This is a genomic window from Pseudidiomarina andamanensis, assembly GCF_009734345.1.
Taxonomy (GTDB): domain Bacteria; phylum Pseudomonadota; class Gammaproteobacteria; order Enterobacterales; family Alteromonadaceae; genus Pseudidiomarina; species Pseudidiomarina andamanensis.
This window is the reverse complement of sequence record NZ_CP032551.1, coordinates 686,788-711,445: the sequence shown is the minus strand read 5'-3', so window position 1 is coordinate 711,445 and position 24,658 is coordinate 686,788. Positions and strand designations below refer to the sequence as shown.

Sequence of the window (24,658 nt, the reverse complement as noted above, 5' to 3'; positions counted from 1 at the left end):
TCTAGCGAAATCAACCGCGAAGTACCAATCCCTTCAAGTACAATGACTCAGGGAAATTGGTTCGTACTGGGTGGTCTGCGCCTTGAAACAGTCGTTCAATGATATGCAATGGTCGTTTCGCATCAAGTACAGCATCGGCAACAACTTTCTGGAATAACTCACCAGAGAGCAATCCTGAGCACGAGAATGTGAACAGGGTGCCACCGGGCTTCAAAATCATACAGGCGAGACGGTTAATATCTTTATAGCCACGACAAGCACGCATGAGGTTAGCCTTGCTATCCACGAATTTCGGCGGGTCAAGAACGATCACATCGAATCGTTCGCCACTTTGATGAAACTTACGCAGTGCTTCGAATACGTCTTCTTGCAAATTCGTCAGCGTGTCATTTGAAAGTTGGTTGCGCGTGTGATTTTGTAAGGCTTGTTCAAGCGCCGGGGCTGATACATCAAGGTTGACGACTTCTGCAGCACCAGCCGCTGCAGCGTAGAGACCAAAACCACCGGTGTAACTGAAAGCATTAAGAACGCGTTTGCCGGCAGCATACTTTTGAATGGCCGCGCGGCTATCACGCTGGTCGAGGTAGTAACCGGTTTTATGGCCACCTTGAATATCCACGCCAAGCTGTAAGCCATTTTCCTCAATCCACACGGTGGCAGGAGGCAGCTCGCCGTTGTCGCTGTGCAACAGTTGCACCACCGGTTTTAACCCCTCTTTTTGACGCACATCAACGTCTGAACGTTCAAAAATAGAGCACTCTGGAAAGAGTTCGCGTAGTGCCGCAACAATGGCATCGCGCCAATAATCGGCGCCGGTGCTGAGCAATTGACATACCAGCCAGTTGTCGTATTTATCGATGGTAACGCCCGGTAATTGATCTGCTTCTGCAGCAACCAAACGGTACGCATTACTTCGAATACTTAGCCCTTCGCGAAGTGCTTTCGCGGCAGCGATGCGTTGTTTGAAAAAATCAGCATCAATGACGTCATTTTGCTGGAAGCTCCAAACACGAGCGCGGATCTGCGATTGTGGTGACCATGCAGCATAACCGAGCCAATCGCCGTCGGCGCTGTGTATCGAGACGGTTTCACCTGCCTTTGGGGTGCCCTTGACGCGGGCGATGGCGCCGCTGAACACCCAAGGGTGTAAACGACGCAATGATTTTTCTTTGCCTGCAAGCAGGTGAATAGTCGCCACCATTATTTCACACGCATCCCAGGCTTCGCACCATCATGCGGGTTAAGAATAAACAACTCTTCGCCACCTGGACCTGCCGCTAACACCATGCCTTCTGACATACCAAAGCGCATTTTGCGTGGCGCTAAGTTAGCGACCATCACGGTGTGTTGACCAATGAGCTTTTCAGGTGCATAGGCAGACTTAATACCCGCAAATACTTGGCGTGTTTCGCCACCTAAATCGAGCGTTAACTTCAGCAATTTATCAGCACCTTCAACATGTTCTGCGTTGGCGATAAGCGCAACACGCAAATCAACTTTGGCGAAATCATCATAGTTAATTTCTGCACTAATCGGATCGCGTTCTAACTCGCCATTGCTAATTGGCGCAGCGGCTGCCGCTTCATTTTGTGCTTTTGAATCTTCAATCATGGCTTCAACTTTTTCCATTTCAATACGTTGTAATAGGGCTTTGAACGGGCTAATGGCGTGATCTTTTAAAATCACTTGATGGCTGTCCCAAGTAAATTCGTCGTTCAAGAATGCTTGAACACGTTCCGCCAAAGCCGGAACAATTGGCGTGAGATAAATCATTAACAAGCGGAACAAATTAATTCCGATAGAGCAAATTTCGTGTACTTCGTCTGCTTTGGCTGGGTCTTTAATTAACTGCCATGGCTCTTTTTCAGCAATGTAGAAGTTTGCTTTATCAGCCAGCGCCATAATATCGCGCATTGCTTTAGAAAATTCTCGTTTTTCATAGGCTTGGGCGATGCTTTCAGCTGCGGCTTGGAACTCATCCAGAAGGCTTGTGTCGCTAATCGTTGCAGCTAATTTACCGTCGAATTTTTTGCTAATAAATCCAGCACAACGGCTTGCTATGTTGACGACTTTACCAACTAAGTCAGCGTTCACGCGCTGGGCAAAGTCAGTGAGGTTCAAATCTAAATCGTCAATACGATTGGTCAGTTTCGCTGCGAAGTAATAACGCAAGTAATCCGGATCTAAATGATCTAAATAGGTACGCGCCATGACGAAAGTGCCTTTGGACTTCGACATCTTCGTACCGTTTACGGTAATAAAACCATGCGCCCAAACGTTCGTTGGTTGACGGAAATTTGCACCTTTGAGCATTGATGGCCAAAACAGGCTGTGGAAATAAATGATGTCTTTACCAATAAAATGATAAAGCTCAGCGTCGCTACCAACTTGCCAATAGGTGTCAAAATCAGCTTTACCCGTGGTATTGCAGTAGTGTTTGAAACTACCCATATAACCAATTGGCGCATCCAGCCAAACATAAAAGTATTTGCCCGGCGCATCTGGAATCTCAAAACCAAAGTAGGGCGCATCGCGACTGATGTCCCACATCTGTAGGCCTGACTCGAACCACTCGTTGAGTTTATTTGCCATTTCGTCTTGGAGTGATCCTGAGCGGGTCCACTCTTTCAGCATGTTTTCAAATGCTGGCAAGTCAAAGAAGTAATGCTCCGATTGACGCAATTCTGGTGTTGCGCCAGATACGGCTGATTTCGGATTCTTAAGCTCAGTCGGCGCATATGTCGCGCCACAAACGTCGCAGTTATCGCCGTATTGATCGGTGGCACCGCATTTAGGGCAATCACCTTTTACAAAACGGTCAGGCAAAAACATTTGCTTCTGCGGGTCATAAAGCTGCTCAATGGTTTTGGTTTTAATGTAACCATTGTCACGTAAGCGTGTATAAATTAATTCAGCAAGTTCTCGGTTCTCGTCACTGTGCGTTGAGTGATAATGATCAAACGCTACATGAAAATCCGCAAAATCTGCTTGGTGTGCCGCGTTCATTTCCGCAATCATCTGCTCTGGCTCAATACCAAGCTGCTGAGCTTTTAGCATAATAGGTGTGCCGTGTGCGTCATCCGCACACACATAGTGACATTCGTGACCACGGAGTTTTTGAAAACGTACCCAAATGTCGGCTTGAATGTAGCCCAACATGTGCCCAATGTGGATAGGCCCGTTAGCATAAGGCAATGCGTTGGTGACCAGAATTTTGCGAGTAGCTGTCGGCATGAATGTTTCCATTAATTCTGCGTTACTGAAAGGCTAGAAGTGTACCTGAATCAGCGCTGGCAATCCAGCCGAACTCACCGTATCATGCGGGTTCATGCCAGTTGTGGGAGAACTAAATGTTTGGTCGTTTTAAAAAATCCAAGAGTGATAAATCCGCATCATCCCAACCGCAACTTAGCCACGCGCTTGCAGAAATTAAACTTCCTTATTGCACGAGTACCATTCCTGAAGATTGGGTGACGATAAACGGGCAAGAAGCCGTGTTAACGGTGCCGTTTGCTGCGAATGAGCAAATCCTAGAGCCGCTTCGACAGCATCCTGAGTTAGGAAAATTGAACTGGGTATTGCGGTTAAACATCGCCAAGTTACCAAATTCACAACCAGAATTACCAATGACTTTTGGCAACGTTATTGTTGTATCGTCGGGCAAAGGCGGTGTCGGTAAATCATCTGTCAGTGTTCAATTGGCGCTGGCATTGCAGCAACTTGGTGCAAATGTCGGCATGTTAGATGCGGACGTATATGGCCCATCACTACCAACCATGCTTGGTGGCCAAGAAGAAAAGCTTGAGATTAATGCGCAGCAAAAAATGATTCCGCATCAACGACACGGAATTTGGGTCAGTTCGCTTGGCTATTTAACCGATACCAAAGATGCTGCAATTTGGCGTGGCCCGATGGCTAGCGCTGCGTTACAACAACTATTTCGCGATACTAAATGGCCGCGGTTGGATTATTTGATCGTAGATATGCCGCCGGGCACCGGTGATATTCAGCTGACGTTTGCGCAAAAATTACCAATCACCGGTGCGGTGATTGTGACGACACCACAAACGGTTGCGCTAGCCGATGCCGAGAAGGGCATTACGATGTTTCGTAAGGTGGGTGTGCCAATTACCGGTTTAATTGAAAATATGAGCTATTACCAATGTAGCCAATGCGGTCATCGCGATGCTATCTTTGGAACTGAAGGTGGCGCTAAAGTCGCACATCGTGAGCAAGTTCCGTTACTAGGCCAATGGCCGCTTGATGCTCGTATTCGCTCAGGTTTGGATGACGGAAAACCATTATTGGCAGAACACCCCGAACACCAACTTAGCTTGATGATGAAAGAAAGTGCCTCGAAGCTGGCGGCAGAACTTTATTACCAAGCCCAGACCAAATAAGGTCAAATATAATAATAATGAGGATTTTCTACGCATGCGTTTAACTGATGGACAAATAGAGCAATATCTCGATGATGGTCGCATTGTGCTTGATCCGCGTCCGGTGCCGGAAGATATCAGCGGCGTGACGGTTGATATTCATTTAGGTAATGAGTTTCGAGTGTTACAAGACCATGCCGCACCATTTATTGACATCAGCGGACCCCGCGATGAAATAGACCGTGCCATCAAATCAGTCATGAGCGAAGCGATTGTATTAACCCCAGACCAAGCGTTTTTCATTCATCCCGGTGAATTTGCTTTAGCGGTAACGCACGAATCGGTGACGTTGCCAGCGAATATGGTGGGGTGGCTAGATGGCCGTTCATCGTTAGCTCGATTGGGCCTAATGGTGCATGTGACTGCACATCGAATTGACCCAGGTTGGTCAGGGCAGGTAGTACTCGAATTCTTTAACAGTGGGAAATTACCGTTGGCACTTCGACCATTGATGAAAATTGGTGCGTTAAGTTTTGAATTACTCGAGGAAGATTGTTTGCGCCCTTACAGTAGTCGTAAAGACGCAAAATATAAAGATCAACGCGGCGCCGTTGCTTCTCGCATTGGCGCCGACAAAAACGCTTAATTAACGTAGTGGTGTCGCATGTGCGGCACCGCCGAAAATCGCGTTCAATAACAACACATTCAAGCCGTCAAGATAAGCACGATAAGTAGGTTCTTGAGTGAAGCTAATGACCATACCTTTCTGACGTGGTTGCCACATCAAATACGGCTTATATTGCAATTGCTTTTGATTCTCCGCCCACAAATAACCGCTGGCTAATACATCTTCTGAATAGCTAACAATGTTACGGCCATGCTCTATACTCAACGGACGATAGATTTGGTTGCCAACCGTAATGCCGATTAAGTTTGGTTTCACGCCAGCGCTTAGCCAGTGCTCTTTATCAACGTCAAGATTAGTCAGAACACCCGAAGTCCAATAAGGATCGGCTGAATCAGGCGTGATGTAATGCATCAATTGTGCTTTTGATTCAAACACCATACCGTCAACGCGCTTTTCCTTGCCATGACCTGTCGGGTCTTCGGTGATCACCCGTTCAAGAGCACTGCTAAGTAATTCTGAATCAACCGCCCATTGCGTTGAATTACCTAGAGTAATCAATACACCACCACGCTCAACCCAATTGGTTAAGTTCGCTTTGCCCGCATCGCCCAAACTGTTGGCGAGATCACCGTATACGGCCGGTACAATCAGCACTTGATAGTGAGACAAATCTGCACGCGCCATGTTTTGTGCACGCATTGCTGTTACCGGATAACCAAACTGCTGCTCAATGACGAAACGCGTGTGACCAGCATTGAGGCTCGATACCGGTTCGTCCCACAACATCAAAATATTCGGCGCGTGAACACGTTTGGTATTGTTTGAGCCAAAACTTGGACCTTCAGTGACCCAGCTGCTGTCAACACCATAGACTGTAGCGCCTGTGGCTTTTGCAAGTGGTTCTACGGCTGCATGAATATCTGGGTTCTCTGCGGTCGTTAAAATCAAGCTACCAGCCGGGTAGGTGGTACCGTTTTTATGCTTAAATGCCATATCCGCACGCTTAACCGTATAGCCAGCTTGAACTGCGGTGGTGAGGAAGCGGCCAGCATTCATGTCGCCCCAAGGCACAATAAACGCAACTTTTGCGTCTTTATTGACGACTTTGCCCGGCTTGATCAAGTCGCGTGATGCAACTTGGCTATCCGCATTAGGTACACGGTTACAGGTTTGATAATCCACATTGAACATCAATGGCAGCGACCAAGCGGTAACGTCGTAGATTTCATCAGGTAAGTTATTGGCACGACGACGTTCTTGTTCTTCTAAAAAGTCATCATCCATTGCAATGCTCTTATCAAGCATTGTACGTACCATGTAATGCGCCGGCTGCGCCGAATCGACCCAGAAACTACCTGCAGGATAGTCAACGCCACATACACTAAAACTCTCTTGTGCTTGGCGCACTTCAACACCGTGACGGGTTAATATGCCAGCTAATTTTTGCGCCGCGGCAGCATCGTCTTTGCCAGAGAACAAATAAGTACGTTGTTTACTGTCTTCGCCAATTTCGATGCCTTGTTTGCGATAGTTCCAGAAATTCGCAAGAAGTTTTTCGCGCTGTTGAGAAACACTCTCGATAGTCGACATCGAAGCAACGAAATGACGTTGTACACCGTCACCATAAGTAAGAATCTCTCCATCTTTGGTACGGAAAACATGACCGCGCGCCGATGCCATCTCATAGGTCATGGAAATTGAACCGTGATAGAGAGGCCAACTCGCACCGTAGCCCGGATAAAAGGCGTCAAAAATTTCACGAGTGAAGTAATCATAGCCGCGTTCATCGAACCAACGACCATTGTTTTCACCAATGGCCCAGAGCGTTTCACGCTGTTTTGGGGTGATCAGTGGATTATATGGGTCGGCTTCAGGCGTGAAGTAATAGCTGGTATCACCGCCCATTTCGTGTAAATCAACAAATACCAACGGCATGTTTTCGAGTAGGGCATCCACCTGACCAGCAATTTCCGGCTGTGTTAATGCTAACCAGTCGCGGTTTAAGTCAAATAGGTAATGGTTTGAACGGCCGCTTGGCCAAGGCTCATTATGCTCGGCCGAATTTCGATCGGCACTATGTTGAATACCTGTGGTCATGTAGTAGCGTGATACGAAACGTGCGCGACCATCAGGGTTCTGCATTGGGTCAATAAATACCAAGGTATTATCTAAATAGCTTTTGGTTTTGGCGTCAGTAGCAGCAAGCAAATGATATGCCGTCAACATGGCCGCTTCAGGCGAAGAAATCTCGTTGCCGTGCACGCCATACGAAAGCCAAACACTCGCAGGCAGTGATTTAATCAATCGCTGAGCTTCTGATGCGCTAGTTTTATCGGCATTACTGAGTTTTTGAATACCTTGTTGGTATTGCTCAAAGCCTTGCATGTTTTGAGCACTTGAAAGTACCACAAAGAATAAATCGCGGCCTTCCCACGTTTTACCGTAATTAATTAACTTAACTTGGCTTGGATATTTTTCAGCGATTTGTTCAAAGTAATGTTGAATAGCATCCGGACTGCTAATACGAGAACCGGCTGGATAGCCAAGTAATTCGTCGAGTGTTGGCACGGCTGGATCATAATTCACATCAAGACCTAGCTCTTGCGCGTTAACGGTTGTCGTCAACTGCAAAGCAGCGGCAACGCAAGATACCGCTAATAGTTTCTTAAAACGCATGGTTATTCCTCAACAAAAGTGAGTGACTGCGGCATTTAATGCCGCTAAAAGTGAACTTGGTTCGTGGCGCTGCGGAGCCTCTTGCGCGGCACTGACGTGATTAAAAACCGGCACGCGCAACTGACTGTCTGGGTTATTGGTGATAACTGCGTCAACAAGGTTCATTCCAAGTTGATCGGTCATCCATTGTAACCTTTCGCTTAATAATAGCTCTCCCGCAGGGCTATGTTCGGCTGCTAGATTATCAATAAATATGACTGGTGCTTTGCTATCTGCGATGGTTTGCGCAAATTCATCCACCAGCAACGGTGGCATGACAGAAGTAAGAAAACTCCCGGGTCCTAAAATAATTAATTCACTGCGGCGAATTTGAGCAAGCGCTTCAGGGGTTGGCGTTACAGGATGCGATAAACCGAGCTTTTTCGGCATATGTAATAAACCGTCCACATGTAATTCACCAAAGCATTCAAGCCCGTCGTACGTTGATGCCACCAAATCGACCGGCATTTCAGACATCGGTAATAAACGTGTATTGATGTTCAACAATCGGCTTAATAGTTGAATGCCATCAAGCGGACGTGCACTGATTTGATCAAGTGTATAGAGAATGAGATTCCCTAAATTATGGCCATTCAATTCGTGATCTGAGCTAAATCGGTAGTTTAATACATCGGCAGCAAGAGGATGTTGGGCGAGTTGTGACAAGCAGTTACGAATGTCACCCCAGGCGATACATTCGTGGTGGCGTCGTAATAAGCCGCTGGCGCCGCCATCATCGGTTGTAGCGACAATACCGATCAATCGGCGCTCTAAAAACGATAACGTTGAGAGCACACGCCCAAGCCCATGACCACCGCCAATCGCAGTAACACACTGCAGCTGTGCAATGGCATGCGGGGCAGGGGCAATGGGAGTGATTTGAACGTGTTGCTGGCTCATGTTAGCTTCATGTTGTTGTCATAATTTGGGCTACTTTAAGCGCTAATTCGCCCACAATCAATGCTTCCACGTCGTGAAATAGTGTTCTGAGTTTGAAATATTCACTTAATTTCAGCAACGTAAAAGGCGGGTAAATAGATAGTTATCGCGAGTTTCCTTTGCTATAACTACGGCAACTTTCATAACACAAGAGGTGTTTTATGTTAATGGATCGTAAATTAACGACGTTGGCTGCCGTGATTGCGGCTTCTACCTTACTTACTGCATGTGGTTCTGATTCAAATGATTCGAACACTGCCATGTTTAGTCTGGGTGTAAGTGATGCGCCAGTGGATGCAGCAGATGAGGTTTGGGCGTGTTTTCACAGCGTTGAATTAATTGGAAATGCCGAGGGTAACCAGACCTTTACGATTGGCGAAGACAGCAACACCATCGAAGCCAATGATGCTTGTTTAGATGCTGACGGCAATGTTATCCCGAATACTCGCGGCATTAACTTGTTAGAGTTTACTGGTTCAGAGTCAGAAGATTTACTCTCTGGCGTTGAAGTACCAGCAGGTAACTATGGTCAATTGCGTTTAGAAATGGCCGAAGGCTCATATGTTCTTGTCGGTGAAGAGCGCATTCCATTGTCAGTACCATCGAATGAATTGAAGTTCGATAGCTTTACTTTAGATGCTGGTGGCAACGTTGCGTACACTGTTGAATTCGATTTACGTCAGGCGCTAGTGAATCCAGTGGGTCAAACTGGCTACTTCCTGAAACCACGCGGTGTGCGTTTAGTTGATAATATGGAAGTAGGTCACATTGAAGGCACCTTAGCGGAAGCGTTATTGATTGAGAATCAATGTACCGTAGCACCAACCGATACCAGCGAACCAGTTGCAGTGGTTTATTTGTATCCAGGTGCTGATGTAACGCTTGAGACTATGGCCGATTTTGGTGGTACTGAAGAAGCTGAAGCTTATGCCGCGACACCTGTTCTTTTTGATGGCGCTGCTGCGTACAACTTCGAGCTAGGTTATGTTGCCGCTGGTGATTACACTGCTGCTTGGACTTGTAACACCACTGATGACCCAGAAACTGATGATGATTTAGTGTTCGTTAGCGCTCAAAACGTTACTGTGGAAGCGGGTGAAACTGTCACGACCGTTACCATTGAGTAATTGAGATTGAGCTTTTAATCTCTCCCGTTGAGCCTCCTTTATTGGAGGCTTTTTTTTGCCTTTTTTTCTGCAGCTATTCAAGCGATACTAAAGGCAAGTTTAAACCGAGCGTAAGGTTGTGTATGAAAGCTTTAATGATAGGTGCGTTGTTATTACCGTTAACAGGTTTTGCAGCAGAAACGGTTGAGTTATGTATTGATGAACATCCACACCGTTTACAACTTGAAATTGCCGATACATTTGAGAGTCGTGCTCGTGGATTGATGGCGCGTGAATCGCTCGCAGAGCATGCAGGCATGTGGTTCCAATACACCTCAGAGCGCCCAGCTAATGCGGGTTTTTGGATGTACAACACACTTATTCCATTGGATATTGCTTACTTAGATAACGAGATGAAAATAGTCTCAATTATTACCATGGAACCGTGCCCAAGTATTGATCCAAACCGTTGCCCGGCATATCGACCAGGCGTACCATACTACGGGGCGATAGAATTAAATAAAGGTTATTTTGAACGCTTTAACATTGGTTTAGGGCGCAAATTTAAGCAGTGTCAATAAGGAGAACAACACCATGAAACACCTTTCGGTACTTGCTGCCGCCGGACTTGTGCTTGCTGCATGTAGTCCAGCCGAGCAGGTTAGTACAGCAGAGCAACCACATGCGAGTGTGGATCCATATAGCTTTAATGAAAATTACAGCAGCTATTTACAAACCTTAAGCTCGGATGAGTTTGAAGGGCGTGCCCCAGCCTCTGAAGGGGAAAAGAAGACGGTTGCATTTGTTGAAAGCAAGTTTCGCGAGTGGGGTTTAAAGCCTTATGACGCGGAAAATAATACTTATCAACAACAAGTGCCATTGGTGCGCATGCTACCAACTCAAGTGTCTGAAATGAGCTTTACTGCAGATGATCTTGAACCCTTCGAGTATCGCACCGAAATGATGGCTTGGAGCCCACGTGTACAAGAAAGTATCGAACTAACTGACAGCGAAATGGTGTTCGTCGGCTACGGTATTGTCGCTCCAGAATTTGGTTGGAACGATTATGAAGGCCTGAACGTTGAAGGCAAGACAGTTGTCATGTTGGTCAATGATCCAGGTTACGACACCAAGGATCCTGAAGTATTCAATGGCAATGCGATGACATATTATGGCCGTTGGACATACAAATTTGAAGAAGCTGCACGTCAGGGTGCTGCTGGCGCTATTGTCATTCACGAAACAGGTCCTGCAGGTTATGGTTGGGGTGTTGTTGCAGGTGGCTCACCAATGCGTTTTGATTTAGCTCGCGAGAATAAAAATATGGATCGTGTTGCTATTGAAGGTTGGATGACGCAAGAAAGTGCCGATACCTTATTTGCTCGCCTCGGCAGTAGCTATGAAGAAATGCGTAAAGCGGCGCAACAACCAGATTTTAAACCGGTCGACTTAAACACTGGTATGTCGATTAGTGTTGCGACAAAGTTTGATTATCTCAATTCGCCAAACTTAATTGGCTACATTGAGGGTAAATCAAAGCCAGAAGAACACGTGATTTATATGGCCCATTGGGATCATATGGGCGTTGACCCAATTAATCCTGATGACGGTATCTATAACGGCGCGCAAGACAATGCGAGTGGAACTGCTGGGGTGATGGCATTGGCTGAATTTTTCGCGAGCCAGCCGCAACCAGAGCGCTCTGTGGTATTTGTATTAGTCACCGCTGAAGAACGTGGTTTGTTAGGATCTGATTGGTATGCGGAACATCCTATGTTGCCACTGAGTAAAGCCGTCGGCGGCATTAATATGGACGTACTTAATGTATATGGTCCAATGCGCGACATGGTTGTAGTGGGGCATGGTAACTCAGAAATGGAAGAGTACTTAGCGAAATACGTTGAACAACAAGATCGCTATATCGCGCCAGAGCCGACGCCAGAAGCCGGTTCATTCTACCGCTCAGATCACTTCAATTTAGCGAAGCGTGGTGTACCGATGTTGTATGCGAAAGGCGGTAACGATCACGTTGAGTTTGGTGAAGAGTACGGTAAACAGAAACGTGCTGAATACGTCCAGATTGCGTATCACAAACCTGCAGATGAATTTGATCCTGAGTGGGATCTGCGCGGTGTACAGCAAGATTTGTGGCTGTACTACTGGGTTGGACATGAGCTAGCAAATAGCGATGATTGGCCAAACTGGTACCCAGGTAATGAGTTCCGTGGTATTCGCGACGCTAGTGCTAGCGAACGTCAATAATTGTAGTTAGATATGAACGGTAATGAGACGAGCGGCGTTCTCATTACCGTTTTTTTATGGTGATTTGTGATTTCCATTGCTGAATTATTTGGTTTATTTGCGCTCATCGCGAACTTCATTGCCTACCGCCAAAGTACGGCAAATCGCTATCGTATTGTTAGTGCCTGCGCTCTTGGTGCGCTGTCGCTGCATTTCTTTATGCTGGGCGCTATGGCCGGTTGCGTTGTCACCGCTATTGCGGTGGTACGAAATATAATTGCGTTACGTTGGCGTGGGTCATTGGTGCTGTGGGGTTTTGTACTCGTCAATTTTGCATTTTTAGGGTGGGAGCTCACAACCAATGCGCCGTTAATACCGTTATTGGTTGCGTATACATCATCAATTATTTTCACGGTAGGTTCCATTGTCCTCAATGATCCGCATCGCATTCGGCAATGGTTTTTGTTAGCTGAAATCTTAGGGTTAGCCTATGCGATTATGGTGGGCAGCGTTTCAGGCACGGTGTTTAACATCGTCAATTTAACCAGTATCGTTCTTAAATTGTTACAAGATTATCGACGCTCACGCTTGTCTGAACCAAATTGATCCCAATATAGTCTTAAACAACGTGAAACATTCATAACCAAGTGATAAGACAATGCTGATATACATTCGACAATGGCAAAACAAAATTAAACCACAACCAGGTGCAAATCCATTTGTTGTGCTACTCAGTTGGTTACTGTTTGGGTTGCTTCTAATAGTAGGCCTTAGCCTCGGTTTATTGATGCTATTGTTCGGCTGGATTCTACTGTTGCCGTTGATGTGGCGCAAACGCCGTGAAATGAAACAAATGTGGCAATTCACGAAAGCGACTCGCCAAGCTCAACAGCAAGCACGCCGCCAATATCAACAACGACGTGAGCAGCAACAGAACCGTCAGGATGGTTCAGTTATTGAAGGTGAGTACCAAGTGAAAGACGGTGACGAGCGCCGTTAAGATTTAGCGTGTCGGTGTGGCTGGTGGCGTTTACGTCGAAAACGTCGATATGCCAGCTTACAACCGCCAATACAGCCGTCAAATAGCAATACCGCAAGTAGGGCAGCAATTACCCCTGAGAATACAGCCTGACGCGTTAGCGGCACGTTAAAGCTATAGGCGCGCCAAGTATTATCAACCATTTCTCGGTTTGCTTCAGTGGCGACAAACCAAAGTTGTTTCAAATAACCTTGTTGTAACTGCTGCTGTTCGTGGCGGTATAAATCAACGCGGCGTATTAATTCACGAAGCGGTATTGCCTCATCTTTAAATACCGGATTGTCACTTTCTTCGTGCATTTGAATGAGTGCATTCATATCGCCGTTTAAGTACTTGTCGGCAATCAGTTGATATTCTTTGTAATACACCATGGCTTCAGTTAGCTGCGAATCAAGTCGCTGCTGATATTGCGTGATAAAATTCGGCACCTGCACACCCACAAGCACGGCCACCAAAGCAATAGCTAAAACAAAATAACGATGCAGCATAAAAAAAGGTTGAGTGATGAAACACCACTCAACCTTAGCACGTTCTTATTTGAAGCTGCTAGTCCCGGTTAGTCCTCATATGGAGGCTTAGGCGGGAATGTGCGCCGTACAATGTAGAACAATAATGGTACGAAGAAGATAGCTAAGATAGTACCGCCGAGCATACCACCGATAACGCCTGTACCAATGGCTTGACGGCTTACCGCGCCGGCACCCGTTGATAATGCTAGCGGAAGCACACCGAAGGTGAAGGCGAGTGAGGTCATTAGAATAGGGCGCAAACGCAAACGTACTGCCTCTAATGTTGCCTGCAACAGCTCCTTACCTTGGGCTTGTAAATCTTTCGCAAATTCGACAATCAGTATCGCATTACGTGCCGATACACCCACGGTAGTCAACAATCCAACTTGGAAATACACATCATTCTCAAGGCCACGCATGGTCGCGGCAATGACCGCACCGAGAATACCAAGAGGCACGACGAGCATCACTGAAAATGGTATTGACCAACTTTCGTACAGAGCAGCCAAACACAGGAACACAATGAGGAGCGATAGGGCGTATAGAAGCGGTGCTTGGTCGCCTGATGTACGTTCTTCTAATGAAATACCTGTCCACTCAAACCCAATACCAGGTGGTAACTGTGCAATGAGCTCTTCCATTTTCAACATCGCATCACCTGATGAATAGCCTGGAGCAGCTTCACCTTGAATGTTCATCGCAGGCACACCGTTGTAACGTTCTAAGCGTTGTGGACCAAAATCCCAATGGGTGGTTGAGAACGATGAGAAGGAAACCATTTCACCGTTGGCATTACGCACATACCACTTGCCAATATCTGCCGGAGTCATACGCGCCTCTGCAATGCCTTGCAGATAAACCTTCTTCACTCGACCACGGTCGACAAAATCATTGACGTAGGTCGTTCCGAAAGCGTTGGACAACGTTGCATTAATATCGCTGATGCTTAAGCCCAATGCCTTCGCTTTCTCGTAATCAACGTCAATACGTAGTTGTGATGTATCTTCCAATCCATTTGGACGCACACCAGCTAACATTGGCTCCTGCGCTGCCATACCGAGTAATTGGTTACGCGCTTGCAATAATCTTTCGTGGCCGAGGCCGCCGCGATCTTGAATATACAAGTTGAAACCACTTGCCGTGCCTAACTCTGGAATAGACGGCAGGTTAAAGGCAAATACCATCGCCTCACGAATTTGCATAAAGTAGCCAAACGCTCGACCAATAATGGCTTCAATTTGCAGCTCTGGTGATGTCCGCTCGCTCCAATCTGTAAGACGCACGAACGCCAAGCCTGAGTTTTGACCTTGACCACTAAAGCTAAAGCCGACAACGGTAAATACAGAGCGAATACCCTCGGCTTGATCGAGATAGTAATCTTCGATTTTTGCCATGGTTTCACGTGATTGCTCTTGTGTTGCGCCGGACGGTAATTGCATTTGGGTTAAAAATACACCGCGATCTTCATTCGGTATAAATGAACTTGGCATGCGGGTGAATAAGAAACCAAGCACGACAATTAAACCGAGGTAAATGACCACAAATCGAGCGCTACGCTTGATGATTGATTGTACCGAGTTGGTGTATTTTTTGGTGGCTCGATCTAAGTTTCGATTGAACCAACCTAAAATACCTTTCGCTTCATGATCGTGATTCAGCGGTTTAAGAATGGTTGCACACAAAGACGGTGTGAAAATAATTGCGACCAATACTGACAGCGACATTGCCGAGATGATGGTTATCGAAAACTGACGATAGACCGCTCCGGTTGAGCCGCCGAAGAATGCCATTGGTACGAATACCGCAGCCATGACCAATCCAATAGCCACAAGTGCGCCGGTAATTTGTTTCATCGACTTGATGGTTGCTTGCCTTGGCGTGAGTTTTTCTTCACTCATCAAGCGCTCAACGTTCTCGACCACAACAATCGCATCATCAACGAGTAGGCCGATCGCTAACACCAAACCAAACATCGTTAATGTGTTAATCGAGAAACCCAGCGCTGACATGATGCCGAATGTACCGAGCAATACAACCGGAATTGCCAATGACGGAATGATTGTCGCGCGCAAATTCTGCAAGAAGATAAACATCAAAATGAAGACCAAGACAACGGCTTCAAATAGAATTTTAACCACTTCTTTAATCGAAATTTCAACAAACGGCGTGGTGTCGTATGGAATAACGAGCTCTACGCCTTCTGGGAAGAACTGTTCCAATTCGGCAAGCTTGGCTTTAACCGCTTCAGCTGTATCTAAAGCATTGGCGCCGGTTGCGAGGTTCACCGCAAGGCCACTTGCTGCTTGTCGGTTATATCGTGCAATGGTGCCGTAATCTTGGCCACCAAGTTCAACTTCTGCAACATCACCAACAGTGACCTTCGAGCCATCACTATTGACGCGCAGCAATACTTCTTCAAATTGTTCAACCGTTTCAAGCCGCGTCTGTGCAATAATCGATGCCGTAAGGCGCTGATTCTCTACAGCAGGTGTACCACCAATTTGCCCGGCGGCAACTTGGTTGTTTTGTTCACGTAGTGCCATCACCACATCGAGAGTGGTCATGTTATAACGAACCAGCTTACTCGGATCTAGCCAAATACGCATTGCGTAAGGGGCACCGAACAAACGAACATTACCAACCCCAGCTGTGCGACTGATGGGATCTTGCATATTACTGGCGATATAGTCACCAAGGTCAATTTGGGTGATATCCGGATTGCTAGAGACAAGCGCCGCAACCAATAAGAATGAGTTGTTTGATTTCGCAACAACTAGTCCCTGGTTTTGTACTTCTTGCGGCAATAACGGCAGGGCAAGTTGCAGTTTATTCTGAACTTGAACCTGCGCTATATCAGCATCGGTACCCGCCTCAAAGGTGAGGGTAATACTGGCGTTACCGGCAGAGTCACTGGTTGATGAAAAGTATTTTAAGTTATCAATACCGTTCATGTTCTGTTCAATAACCTGCGTCACACTTTCTTCTAAGGTGGCCGCTGTGGCCCCCGGATAGCGCGCGTTGATTTGCACCGAAGGTGGTGCAATTTGAGGATATTGTTCAACCGGCAATTGCGTAACCGCAAGGCCGCCGGCGAGCATGATCACGATGGCGATAACCCATGCGAATATTGGGCGATCAATAAAAAACTTAGCCATGATTTACTTCACTTCTTCAGTTTTTACAGGCATGCCTGGCTGAATTTTCTGAAGCCCTTCAACGATGACTTTATCACCCGTTGTTAGGCCGTCGGTGACTACCCAGTTGGTGCCTACAGTGCGTTCAACTTGCAGGTAACGTTGTTCAACCTTACCTTCCGCATTCACAACAAATGCGATAGCACGACCACGTGGATCACGGCTAACACCTGTTTGCGGTGCTAAAATGGCATTTTTTAAGTTGCCGGTGCCAACCTCGGCACGCACGTACATTCCAGGTAAAATGGCATGACTAGGGTTATCAAGACGAGCGCGTAAGGTAATCGCACTGGTTTGTGGATCAACAGTCACTTCATTAAACAGTAATTCACCTTTGGTGGTGAAGTTGCCATTCTCGCCAACACTTACGACAACCTCTGCACGATTATCAGCATTCGTTTCGATACGTCCGTCGGCAATTGCTTGTTGCAACGCAAGGTAATCACTGGTGCTTTGTGCAATATCGACGTAAATCGGGTCTAACTGAGTAATGGTTGTTAACGCCTGTGCCTGACCTACACTCAATAAGGCACCTTCAGTCAGTTGCGAACGACCAATACGACCATCAATTGGTGCCTTAACTTTCGTGTATTCTAGATTGAGCTCAGCGCGCGATACATTTGCTTGAGCAATTTTAAGTTGCGCTTCAGCCTGCAAATAAGCAGCCTCAGCCTCATCAAAATCTTGTTGGCTAATGGCTTTGTCTTGCAACAAACCTTTGCTGCGCTCAAAGCGTGATTGCGTTGACTTTACTGCAGCTTGAGCACGGGCAATTTCGGCTTTCGCGCTGGCAAGTTCAGCTTCGTACATAGCTGCGTCAATTTGATACAATTGCTGGCCGGCACTGACCATTGAACCTTCTTCAAATAAACGTTTTTCAAGAATACCGTTAACTTGTGGGCGAACTTCTGCAACCCGAAACGCACTTGCGCGACCAGGAAGGGTAGTGGTTAAATCAACATCGCGTGTGCTAATGGTGACAACACCCACCGTCATTTGCTGTTGTTGACCAGCGCCAGCGGCTGCTTGCTCGGCATCGCCACAACTAGCTAGCAAAATAGAGCTTGCTAACACAGATACGAACAACGGCTTACGAAAACGTTGTTGCATGTACATACCTCGTATTTGGTTAATGATTTTTGACACCGATAATTATACATACATTCATGTATGTTTGTAAGTGAAGGCCACGAATATTTTCGATACGTTCAATCGAATAAATAAGTGCAAAGTATAGGTGAAGTTTATGACAGATCGTTTTAAACGCCAGCTTGTGCTGGGTCTTAGCGTTCTTTTTACAGGAGTTGCTAGCATTGTTTTGTTTAGCCAGATTGCCCAAACCAGTGACATAAAAAATCGTAACGATTTGTATCAAGAGTTACTTGAACGTTCTGGGAAATTAAATCGCGATTTGCCAAAACTGTTAGATCGACAAACTCGATTTGAGCGTGCTGAAGTGATGAATTACGGCATGCGGTTTATTTATAGTCTTGTAGGTGTCGATAAGTACCAACACAATGTGGAAGATATTCGACAACAGCTGGAACCAGCAATGTTACGCCAGTTTTGTGAAAGTGAGGCGTTGAACTATTATCGTGAAGAGGCAGAATTTCTGATTATTCGTTACTTAGATCGCAGTGAAGCGCTGCTATTTGAGTTGCGCTTCACTGCAGATCAGTGTGCTGCTTAAACGAGCGGCGCATTGTAACCGTCCAAGACGATTTTGCCGACAGTGCTGTGTGATTCAAGCTGTCGATGAGCGCGAATTAAATTGGCAGCGTTTAATTCCCCAAAATGTTGTGTTTTGGTGCATTTGAGGCGACCCGCATCAGTTAATTCGGCAACTTCCCGTAGTATTTGTCCTTGGCGGTGCATGTCGGCAGTTTCAAATAACGAGCGCGTGAACATAAATTCCCAATGCAACGCTATACTCTTTTGTTTCATGAGTTTTATATCTAACGGCTGTTCAGGATCATCAATCAGTGCAAAATGCCCCTGCGGCGCCATGAGCTCTACAAGCGCAGCAAAATGTTGATCAGTATGGGTCAGGCTTGCAACGTGCGTCACTTTTTCAATGCCGTGTTGCTTTAACTGTGGGGCTAACGGTTGGCTATGATTGATAACGATATCTGCGCCCATTTTCTTAACCCATTGTTGTGATTCTGGGCGGGAGGCTGTTGCGATAGTGGTAAGATTATCGTTTAGCGCCGCTAATTGCAGCATCGCAGAGCCAACGCCACCAGCCGCTCCGGTAACCAAAAGCGTGGCAGAATCATCCGTTGTTAGAGCCAAACGTTCAAAGAGTAACTCCCAAGCGGTCAAGAACGTCAGTGGCATTGCAGCCGCTTCAGCAAACGTTAGCGTTTTTGGCTTTTTGCTTGCAATACGGGCATCGACAACTTGGTATTGCGCGTTACAACCTTGGCGATTCACCGCGCCGGCATACCAAACATCGTCTCCCTCTTTAAAGTCAAAAACATTCTCGCCTACACTTAATACAGTGCCGGCGGCATCCCACCCAAGGATGCCGACGGTACCAGCCTCAGGCTCTCGGCGCGATCGTATTTTTGTATCAACCGGATTAACACCAATGCCGTAAACAGCGACTAAAATATCATTCGGACCAAGCACCGGATCGGGTACGGTCGTGTCAATTAACGCATTTTCTGTATCAATCGACCCAGAGTGGGGATAACCAACTGCTTTCATGGTTGCGTCCTCTTTTGTGCATAACGTATAAAGGTATAGTACGTTATTCTAAACAGACCAACTAGAGGAAGTCGCCATGAAACTTAAACCGTGGGCGCTATTGTCGTCTGTCGCTGCTGGTGTTTTTGCTATCAGCGCATATGCTGATGTCGAATACACCGATCAGCCGCAACTGCATGCCATCCAACAAGCTGTCTCAGCCGACCGCATTCAAACCGATATTGAAAAGCTGGTTAGTTTTGGTACGCGCCATACGTTATCAGAAACCGAGTCAGATACGCGTGGTATTGGCGCCGCTCGTCGTTGGATTAAAGCTGAGTTTGATAAAATTTCAGCGGAGTGTGGTGGTTGTCTCGAGGTTTACTATCAATCACGGGTTATTTCTGGCGAGCCGCGTATTCCTGATCCGGTTGAGGTTGTGAGCGTCATTGCTGTTCAGAAAGGGACGGTCGACCCATCGCGTTATGTGATTATGTCAGGTGATATTGATTCGCGCGTAAGTGATGTCATGGATTATACCTCAGATGCGCCGGGAGCAAATGATAATGCGTCAGGTGTTGCGGGCACGCTTGAGGCGGCACGCGTATTGAGCAAATATAAATTTGCGGGAAGCATTGTTTATGCGGCGTTAGCTGGTGAAGAGCAAGGGCTTTTTGGCGGTAAGATCATGGCCGAACAAGCCCAGAAAGATGGCTGGCGTATTAAGGCCGTTTTGAACAACGATATGATTGGTAATATCGAAGGTATCAATGGTGTAATTAATAACACCACCGCGCGTATTTTTGCGGAAGGCACACGTCAAGATGAAACACCCGAAGATATTCGTCGCCGTCGTTTCACCGGAGGAGAGGTTGATTCCCCGAGTCGTAATGTGGCGCGCTATATCGATTGGATGGCTGATCGCTATATTCCTAATCTCGATACGATGGTCATTTATCGTTTAGATCGTTTCGCTCGTGGTGGGCATCATCGCCCGTTTAACGACCTTGGTTTCCCAGGTGTACGCATTATGGAAACCAACGAAAACTACAACCGTCAGCACCAAGATTTACGGGTTGAAAATGGCATTGCCTATGGTGATACCATTGATGGTGTTGATTTTGATTACGCAGCTAAGTTAACCGCTTTGAATGCGGTATCTTTAGCTAGCATGGCATGGGCGCCGAGCCCACCAGCGGAAGTTAAAATTGCTGGAGCAGTAAGTCCAAGCACAACGTTAAGTTGGGCTGCGCCTTCAGAAGCTGAAAAAGAGCATGTGAAAGGGTACCGCATCTATTGGCGCCACACGGATGCACCAAACTGGGAATTTAGCCGCTACGTCGGTAACGTGACCGAATACACCCTCGAAAACATCGTGATTGATAATTATTTCTTTGGTGTTGCCAGTGTCAGCGACAAAGATTTTGAAAGCCCGGTTGTTTACCCAGGCGCTGCAGGCGCATTTGGTGAATAACATTCATGCAAGCTACGAATAACAAACGCGCCGACCGTTGGTTGGCGCGTTTTGCTGATTCTAAAGCCATTCTTCCGCTAATTTTTATTGCCTCTTTGCTCGAAAGTTTGATCATTCCCATTCCACTTGAACTGATTCTGATACCGTTATTGCTGCATCAGCAAGATCGTCTCTGGGCAATTGCCACAGCAACGTTACTAGGTTGTTTGGTAGGGGCTAGCATCGGTTATAGCATTGGCTTTTGGTTTCTGGATGATTTCGGTGATTGGGTGCTGACTGCGCTGGGTTATCAGAATGCCTTTGAGGCCTTCACAGTGCGATTTGAAGAGCATGGCTTCGCTACGTTATTGCTGGTTGGCATTACCCCAGTACCATTCCAAGTGGGTATGCTCGCAGCGGGTAGCGCAGAATATCCATTTTTATTATTCATGTTAGCTGCGACGATAGCGCGAGGCATTCGCTATTACGGCCTCGCGTTACTAGTTTATTGGTTTGGCGAACGCGTTTTAGACTGGTGGCAGCAGCAAAGTCGACGAGCAGGGTGGTGGCTTCTTGCTATCGGCATCGTCGTCTACGGCAGCTATTTGCTCATTTAATCACTTGGTAATTCTGCACAAACCTTCTGCAATGCTGCTAAACCGTGCAAATCGGTTGGAAACAATGGCAAATAGGCACGTGGTAAATCGGCAAATGTGTTTTCAATCTCTTCTCGATAAATCGATTCTTGCTGACGGCGTTGCGCAAAGAAGTCACTATCAATTAAATCAGGTAAATTACGGTTAACTACCAAACCCGCAATTGGTAGGTGTTCTGATTTTAATGCCGCAACAGCACGTGTTGTTTCTAAAATCGGTAGTTTCTCTGGTGTTAATACAAACACTAATCCAGTTTGCTTTGGGTCAGTTAATATATGCCGAATACGATGAAATAAACGCTGGCGGCGTAATAGCGTCTCGGTAATTTCTGCCGTACGATCATCCATTGTCGCCGTTTCATGCTGGGTCGGATCGGCCATCGGGTTAGTAATGTCTTTACCAGCTTTTGGCGACAGATGTTCCAACACGCCTTCGAGTTGTTTGGCTTTCTGGCTTTGTTTCAATAAGCCCTGTGTCCAAGCGGCCATGGCTTCAGGGAGACTTAATAGTCGCAGGGTATGACCGGTTGGCGCGGTATCAAAAATGATTACGTCGTAATGTTCCGGTTCTTCATCAATAATACGAGCAATACGTTCTAATAATGCTGCCTCTTGGGCACCGGGCGACTGTTGCGTTAAACGCATTTGTCGTTCAATTTCAGGAAACATATCTGGTTTACTGAAGCGTTTCATGGTGCGCATGACACGTTCAATATGCGCATCAACTTCACGATCTGGGTCAATCTCAAGTGCATCAACGCCCGCAGCCACTCTCACTTTAGAATCACCAATAGGGTGATCAAACGCATCCGCCAGGCTGTGCGCAGGGTCGGTCGAGATAAGTAGTACCTGGCGCCCAAGTTCAGCCTGTTGCAGGGCGATGGCAGAGGAAATTGTCGTTTTACCAACGCCACCTTTACCGCCGACAAAAATGATTTTCTTGGTATTGAGTGAGAACATCAGACCACCGTGAGATTAGAACAAAAAGCAGACTATCGAGATGCGACGAGTGACGTTGCCTAACAACAACGAAAACCGTCAAGCGGAGAGTGTTCCATCCCCATACGTAAATGCCACTCGTGAAACCGCTCTAACAATAGCGGTTGCAACTCAAGCGTATAATAAGAAGCGGGATTCGGAACGCCCATTAGCTCTGAGAAAACTAATAGCATAAATAAATCATCTTCATCCCGCTTGGCACGAGCAATAGCTGAGCGGTATGGCGCGTTATACACATTGGTTGCGTAGTCGTTTGCCTGTTTTAACCATTCAACAATTGCTCGTATTTTCATCTTGCCACCTTAGTCAGCTGATGGCGCTGATTGTCGCATTTCGCGACGAAGGCGCGTTAGAGTACCGGCAGCTTCTAATGCAATCCAAATTGCTGCAATGAGTACCACTAAATCTAAACCAAACAAGAACCAGTCAGACTTCTGGTAGAAGCCCATGAGCTGAATCAGTAGGGCATAGATTGTCATCACCAACAAGAATAGTAACGGTATCAAGGTGACGTACATTGGACGGCCCAGTTTAACTAGCATGGTGGTAATTACTAAGAGCGTTAAACCTGCTAGCAATTGGTTTGTGGTGCCGAACAACGGCCAAATAAGTAGGCCACCAGCACCGTCTGCGCCACCCGCACCAAACGCGAGTAACAGACATGATGCAACGGCAAGCAGTGTTGCTGGAGCGGCTTTTTCCATCCATTTGATGTTGTAGATATTTCCCCATTCTTGGAAAATATAACGCTGTAGACGTAAGCCGGTATCCATAGTTGTACCTGCAAACAACACCGCCATGACGGTCAGTAACGTTTGTGATAGCTCAACATCAAGACCAATACCGTTATTTAAGATATTGGCACCACCTTGAACGAAGGCTGACACGCCGCCTTGACCAAAGCTGTGATACACCGCCTGCCAATCTGCAAGCGTAGCGAAACCAGCGGTCGCCGCAATAATGGTGGCTAATGACAGCGAGCCTTCACCAATAGCACCAAAGTAACCGACGAAACGCGCGTCGGTTTCTTTATCTAATTGCTTCGAGGTAGTTCCAGACGCCACTAAACCGTGGAAGCCTGAAATAGCGCCGCAGGCAATTGTCACAAACAGCAACGGCACCAGACTTGGTGTACCCTCTGGGGTGTTGGTATTAAACGCTGGCGCAACTAATTCAGGGCCGCTGATCAACACAGCGCCGTAAACCAAAATTAAGCCAATGAATAATTGCAAACCGTTAATATAATCGCGCGGTTGTAACAACATCCAAACTGGCAATAACGATGCGATAGCAGCGTATAAAAATAGGACAATAATCCATTGTGCATTGTCTGAGACACCGAATACGGTCTCAGGTAACGCGATAGGGAGCGAAGGCCCCGCATAAATTAAAGCATACAGTGCAATCACCCCAAGAATGGACACTGTTCCTAGGTTCATCCATTTACGGAATATGACCTGACCGATAATGAGTGCGACGAAAATAGCGCCCCAAACCGGAACAACTGAACTTGGGAAGTTAATCAGCAATCCCGAAATAGCAGTTGCAAATACCGCGTTCACCATCAGTAGTACAAGGAAAATCACGATCATAAATAGGCTTTGCGACCGCTTGCCGACGACATCGCCAGTAAGTGCGCCTATTGACCGTGCTTTATTTCGGTTTGATGCCCAAATAGCACCAGCATCGTGTACCCCAGCAAAGAAAATAGTACCAAATACCACCCATAAGAAGGCGGGAACCCAACCCCAAATAACGGCAATGGCAGGACCGATAATTGGCGCTGCGCCAGCAACAGACGTAAAGTGGTGGCCCCAAAGGACATATTTATTGGTTGGAACGAAATCGACACCGTCTTCAAATTCGTGAGCAGGCGTTCGGAAATTCGGATCAAGTTTAAAGATTTTTTCAGCTACAAATTTCGAATAAAAAACGTAGCCCAAAAACATCGCACCTAAACCGAGTAGCATTAGCAGAATTGCATTCATGGCGTTACCCTTTTTAGTTTATTATTGGTACAACAATAACTGCGTTATGGTACTTCATGCACACTAACAACTGACATACGACCAAAGTCTAGCTTGTTACTCGCATCATGCAATTAAGGATTGAT

At 46.6% G+C, this 24,658-nt stretch carries 21 protein-coding genes; 10 read left to right on the top strand and 11 right to left on the bottom strand.

Annotated elements, in window-relative coordinates; genetic code table 11:
• Positions 1-10 precede the first annotated feature (10 nt).
• Both D3795_RS03415 and metG read right to left on the bottom strand, forming a co-directional pair.
• Entirely contained in the window at positions 11-1,201 is a 1,191-nt protein-coding gene (locus D3795_RS03415) for a class I SAM-dependent rRNA methyltransferase (protein ID WP_156266252.1), read from the bottom strand.
• Positions 1,201-3,234 (bottom strand): methionine--tRNA ligase, encoded by a 2,034-nt coding sequence (metG, locus tag D3795_RS03410; protein ID WP_156266250.1) that lies wholly within the window; start codon positions 3,232-3,234, stop codon positions 1,201-1,203. The genes D3795_RS03415 and metG overlap by 1 nt, the downstream gene beginning before the upstream one ends.
• 116 nt (positions 3,235-3,350) lie before the next feature.
• On the opposite strand from metG, the gene apbC reads away from it, so the two are divergent.
• A complete protein-coding gene (gene apbC, locus D3795_RS03405) occupies positions 3,351-4,400 on the top strand; it encodes an iron-sulfur cluster carrier protein ApbC (RefSeq protein ID WP_156266248.1) in 1,050 nt (349 codons plus the stop codon).
• Between the two features lie 34 nt (positions 4,401-4,434).
• A complete protein-coding gene (dcd, locus tag D3795_RS03400; protein ID WP_126758749.1) occupies positions 4,435-5,025 on the top strand; it encodes a dCTP deaminase in 591 nt (196 codons plus the stop codon).
• Here the strand turns inward: dcd and D3795_RS03395 are convergent, their stop codons facing one another.
• Both D3795_RS03395 and D3795_RS03390 read right to left on the bottom strand, forming a co-directional pair.
• Positions 5,026-7,683 carry a M14 family metallopeptidase gene (locus D3795_RS03395; protein WP_156266246.1) on the bottom strand — a complete coding sequence of 886 codons (2,658 nt, stop codon included), beginning with the start codon at positions 7,681-7,683 and terminating at the stop codon, positions 5,026-5,028. It lies immediately after the preceding gene.
• Positions 7,684-7,692: 9 nt separating this feature from the next.
• Positions 7,693-8,622 (bottom strand): gluconeogenesis factor YvcK family protein, encoded by a 930-nt coding sequence (locus D3795_RS03390; protein ID WP_156266244.1) that lies wholly within the window; start codon positions 8,620-8,622, stop codon positions 7,693-7,695.
• A gap of 206 nt (positions 8,623-8,828) precedes the next feature.
• On the opposite strand from D3795_RS03390, the gene D3795_RS03385 reads away from it, so the two are divergent.
• From D3795_RS03385 to D3795_RS03365, 5 genes are all read left to right on the top strand, one after another.
• The gene (locus tag D3795_RS03385; protein WP_156266242.1) at positions 8,829-9,788 is read left to right on the top strand and encodes a DUF4382 domain-containing protein; all 960 of its coding nucleotides are present in this window, start codon (positions 8,829-8,831) and stop codon (positions 9,786-9,788) included.
• A 122-nt stretch (positions 9,789-9,910) separates the two neighbouring features.
• The gene (locus tag D3795_RS03380; RefSeq protein WP_156266240.1) at positions 9,911-10,348 is read left to right on the top strand and encodes a DUF192 domain-containing protein; all 438 of its coding nucleotides are present in this window, start codon (positions 9,911-9,913) and stop codon (positions 10,346-10,348) included.
• Positions 10,349-10,361: 13 nt separating this feature from the next.
• A complete protein-coding gene (locus D3795_RS03375) occupies positions 10,362-12,029 on the top strand; it encodes a M28 family metallopeptidase (protein ID WP_156266238.1) in 1,668 nt (555 codons plus the stop codon).
• Positions 12,030-12,095: 66 nt separating this feature from the next.
• Positions 12,096-12,614, top strand: a complete 519-nt coding sequence (locus tag D3795_RS03370) for a YgjV family protein (RefSeq protein WP_156266236.1) — start codon at positions 12,096-12,098, stop codon at positions 12,612-12,614.
• 52 nt (positions 12,615-12,666) lie between these two features.
• Positions 12,667-13,008, top strand: coding sequence for a hypothetical protein (locus D3795_RS03365; RefSeq protein ID WP_156266234.1), 342 nt, complete (start codon positions 12,667-12,669; stop codon positions 13,006-13,008).
• On the opposite strand, the gene D3795_RS03360 is transcribed toward D3795_RS03365, so the two are convergent.
• From D3795_RS03360 to D3795_RS03350, 3 genes are all read right to left on the bottom strand, one after another.
• Positions 13,005-13,535 carry a DUF2937 family protein gene (locus D3795_RS03360; protein ID WP_156266232.1) on the bottom strand — a complete coding sequence of 177 codons (531 nt, stop codon included), beginning with the start codon at positions 13,533-13,535 and terminating at the stop codon, positions 13,005-13,007. The two genes, D3795_RS03365 and D3795_RS03360, sit on opposite strands and share 4 nt — an antisense overlap.
• 68 nt (positions 13,536-13,603) lie before the next feature.
• Entirely contained in the window at positions 13,604-16,711 is a 3,108-nt protein-coding gene (locus D3795_RS03355) for an efflux RND transporter permease subunit (RefSeq protein WP_156266230.1), read from the bottom strand.
• A gap of 3 nt (positions 16,712-16,714) precedes the next feature.
• On the bottom strand, positions 16,715-17,860 hold the full coding sequence (locus tag D3795_RS03350) for an efflux RND transporter periplasmic adaptor subunit (protein WP_156266228.1): 1,146 nt from the start codon (positions 17,858-17,860) through the stop codon (positions 16,715-16,717).
• 136 nt (positions 17,861-17,996) lie between these two features.
• On the opposite strand from D3795_RS03350, the gene D3795_RS03345 reads away from it, so the two are divergent.
• A complete protein-coding gene (locus D3795_RS03345) occupies positions 17,997-18,440 on the top strand; it encodes a hypothetical protein (RefSeq protein WP_156266226.1) in 444 nt (147 codons plus the stop codon).
• Here the strand turns inward: D3795_RS03345 and D3795_RS03340 are convergent.
• Positions 18,437-19,459: a zinc-binding alcohol dehydrogenase family protein gene (locus D3795_RS03340; RefSeq protein WP_156266224.1), complete on the bottom strand. Its 1,023-nt coding sequence runs from the start codon at positions 19,457-19,459 to the stop codon at positions 18,437-18,439. The genes D3795_RS03345 and D3795_RS03340 overlap by 4 nt on opposite strands.
• A gap of 76 nt (positions 19,460-19,535) precedes the next feature.
• On the opposite strand from D3795_RS03340, the gene D3795_RS03335 reads away from it, so the two are divergent.
• Both D3795_RS03335 and D3795_RS03330 read left to right on the top strand, forming a co-directional pair.
• On the top strand, positions 19,536-20,912 hold the full coding sequence (locus D3795_RS03335) for a M28 family metallopeptidase (RefSeq protein ID WP_156266222.1): 1,377 nt from the start codon (positions 19,536-19,538) through the stop codon (positions 20,910-20,912).
• Between the two features lie 5 nt (positions 20,913-20,917).
• The gene (locus tag D3795_RS03330; protein ID WP_126758762.1) at positions 20,918-21,508 is read left to right on the top strand and encodes a YqaA family protein; all 591 of its coding nucleotides are present in this window, start codon (positions 20,918-20,920) and stop codon (positions 21,506-21,508) included.
• Here D3795_RS03330 and D3795_RS03325 read toward each other — a convergent pair.
• From D3795_RS03325 to D3795_RS03315, 3 genes are read right to left on the bottom strand one after another with little or no spacing between them, the layout of a single operon-like run.
• Entirely contained in the window at positions 21,505-22,506 is a 1,002-nt protein-coding gene (locus tag D3795_RS03325) for an ArsA family ATPase (protein WP_156266220.1), read from the bottom strand. The two genes, D3795_RS03330 and D3795_RS03325, sit on opposite strands and share 4 nt — an antisense overlap.
• A 59-nt stretch (positions 22,507-22,565) precedes the next feature.
• Positions 22,566-22,838: a cory-CC-star protein gene (locus D3795_RS03320; RefSeq protein ID WP_156266218.1), complete on the bottom strand. Its 273-nt coding sequence runs from the start codon at positions 22,836-22,838 to the stop codon at positions 22,566-22,568.
• 9 nt (positions 22,839-22,847) lie between these two features.
• Positions 22,848-24,533: a carbon starvation CstA family protein gene (locus D3795_RS03315; protein WP_156266216.1), complete on the bottom strand. Its 1,686-nt coding sequence runs from the start codon at positions 24,531-24,533 to the stop codon at positions 22,848-22,850.
• Between the last annotated feature and the right edge of the window lie 125 nt (positions 24,534-24,658).

Bases quoted from the DNA above. Each gene is read 5' to 3' on its own strand.
- D3795_RS03415 (WP_156266252.1), bottom strand. From the start codon at position 1,201: ATGGTGGCGACTATTCACCTGCTTGCAGGCAAAGAAAAATCATTGCGT.
- metG (WP_156266250.1), bottom strand. From the start codon at position 3,234: ATGCCGACAGCTACTCGCAAAATTCTGGTCACCAACGCATTGCCTTAT.
- apbC (WP_156266248.1), top strand. From the start codon at position 3,351: ATGTTTGGTCGTTTTAAAAAATCCAAGAGTGATAAATCCGCATCATCC.
- dcd (WP_126758749.1), top strand. From the start codon at position 4,435: ATGCGTTTAACTGATGGACAAATAGAGCAATATCTCGATGATGGTCGC.
- D3795_RS03395 (WP_156266246.1), bottom strand. From the start codon at position 7,683: ATGCGTTTTAAGAAACTATTAGCGGTATCTTGCGTTGCCGCTGCTTTG.
- D3795_RS03390 (WP_156266244.1), bottom strand. From the start codon at position 8,622: ATGAGCCAGCAACACGTTCAAATCACTCCCATTGCCCCTGCCCCGCAT.
- D3795_RS03385 (WP_156266242.1), top strand. From the start codon at position 8,829: ATGGATCGTAAATTAACGACGTTGGCTGCCGTGATTGCGGCTTCTACC.
- D3795_RS03380 (WP_156266240.1), top strand. From the start codon at position 9,911: ATGAAAGCTTTAATGATAGGTGCGTTGTTATTACCGTTAACAGGTTTT.
- D3795_RS03375 (WP_156266238.1), top strand. From the start codon at position 10,362: ATGAAACACCTTTCGGTACTTGCTGCCGCCGGACTTGTGCTTGCTGCA.
- D3795_RS03365 (WP_156266234.1), top strand. From the start codon at position 12,667: ATGCTGATATACATTCGACAATGGCAAAACAAAATTAAACCACAACCA.
- D3795_RS03360 (WP_156266232.1), bottom strand. From the start codon at position 13,535: ATGCTGCATCGTTATTTTGTTTTAGCTATTGCTTTGGTGGCCGTGCTT.
- D3795_RS03355 (WP_156266230.1), bottom strand. From the start codon at position 16,711: ATGGCTAAGTTTTTTATTGATCGCCCAATATTCGCATGGGTTATCGCC.
- D3795_RS03350 (WP_156266228.1), bottom strand. From the start codon at position 17,860: ATGCAACAACGTTTTCGTAAGCCGTTGTTCGTATCTGTGTTAGCAAGC.
- D3795_RS03345 (WP_156266226.1), top strand. From the start codon at position 17,997: ATGACAGATCGTTTTAAACGCCAGCTTGTGCTGGGTCTTAGCGTTCTT.
- D3795_RS03340 (WP_156266224.1), bottom strand. From the start codon at position 19,459: ATGAAAGCAGTTGGTTATCCCCACTCTGGGTCGATTGATACAGAAAAT.
- D3795_RS03335 (WP_156266222.1), top strand. From the start codon at position 19,536: ATGAAACTTAAACCGTGGGCGCTATTGTCGTCTGTCGCTGCTGGTGTT.
- D3795_RS03330 (WP_126758762.1), top strand. From the start codon at position 20,918: ATGCAAGCTACGAATAACAAACGCGCCGACCGTTGGTTGGCGCGTTTT.
- D3795_RS03325 (WP_156266220.1), bottom strand. From the start codon at position 22,506: ATGTTCTCACTCAATACCAAGAAAATCATTTTTGTCGGCGGTAAAGGT.
- D3795_RS03320 (WP_156266218.1), bottom strand. From the start codon at position 22,838: ATGAAAATACGAGCAATTGTTGAATGGTTAAAACAGGCAAACGACTAC.
- D3795_RS03315 (WP_156266216.1), bottom strand. From the start codon at position 24,533: ATGAATGCAATTCTGCTAATGCTACTCGGTTTAGGTGCGATGTTTTTG.